The sequence below is a fragment of the Vibrio sp. Vb0937 genome (assembly GCF_033338855.1).
Genome location: NZ_JAWOTK010000434.1, coordinates 1 through 1062 on the forward strand (window position 1 = coordinate 1; position 1062 = coordinate 1062).

Consider the following 1062-nt stretch of genomic DNA (forward strand, 5'->3'; position numbering starts at 1 on the left):
ATTGAGGTTGAACAGCATTGCAAAGTGCGCGTTTTCTTCTAGGACCCCATTGGGTTCTTGGCTGTTTTCCATTCGGCGGATAATGCCACCTTTTGGATCTTCCGATTCTGATGTGATGCCTGCTAGCTCTAAGGCTTTACTGTTTGCGACACTCAAATGCCCCGAAGTGTGAATGATCAATACAGGCTTATCTGTGCTGACTTTATCGAGATCCGCTTTAGTAGGGTAGTAATCCAGTTGGGCGTCGTCGTAACCAAAACCTAAAATCCACCCCGTTTTCTCAATGAATAGGCGTTGCGTATTATTGTTCTCGGCATTTTTCAGAGTTTCTATGATTTTCGCAACGGTATCGGCTTCGCCATCAGGAGATGGCAGCACGTTTGCGACCATGGCTTGCAGACCAACACCATACACATGACTGTGCGGATCAACAAAGCCAGGCAACATAGTTTTGCCTTTTAAGTCGACCAACTGTGTTTTACCGAACTTGTGTTCCATCGCTCCATCTTTGCTGCCGACATAAATGATTTTCTCGCCTAATGTCGCGACGGCTTCGGCGTACTCTGGCTTATCGCCAGACATAGTTAGGATGTCGCCACCATAATAAATTTTGTCTGCGGCGGTTACTTTGAGTGGCTCGGCGACGGCTTCTACTTCTTTCGCTTCTTCAGAAAAACACCCCGTTAAAGCAAGCCCAGATAGGGCAATGGGGATCCAGTTTTTGTTCATCGGTCATCTCCATACAGAGTAAGTTTTTTGCCTATTGCTCCCATCTCAATGAGTTTGAGAACTCAATAGGTCACATTCACTTTAGTTCATATTGAAGGAGGACTATCAACAAGATTAAAGACTTTCAATCAAGCGCAAGTTATACCTACCGATGAATATCAAAAATGTTACCTTTTCCCATTTCATAAACGTTTCTGGACTTGGGCAATGTGACCCATAACGAGGTTCTGTGGTTAAAAAGTCGGCATGATAAGTCCACGATTTATCTCGATGACGCTCAAGGAAGAACATGAAAGACGAAACGCTATCCATCCATTTTGGTTACGAAACTGA

1 protein-coding gene is annotated in these 1062 nt (G+C 44.4%); it reads right to left on the reverse strand.

Annotated features, from left to right (window positions below):
* Positions 1 to 729: amidohydrolase family protein (locus R7P67_RS26290; protein WP_318086513.1), on the reverse strand; the 729-nt coding region annotated here is incomplete at its 3' end.
* Between the last annotated feature and the right edge of the window lie 333 nt (positions 730 to 1062).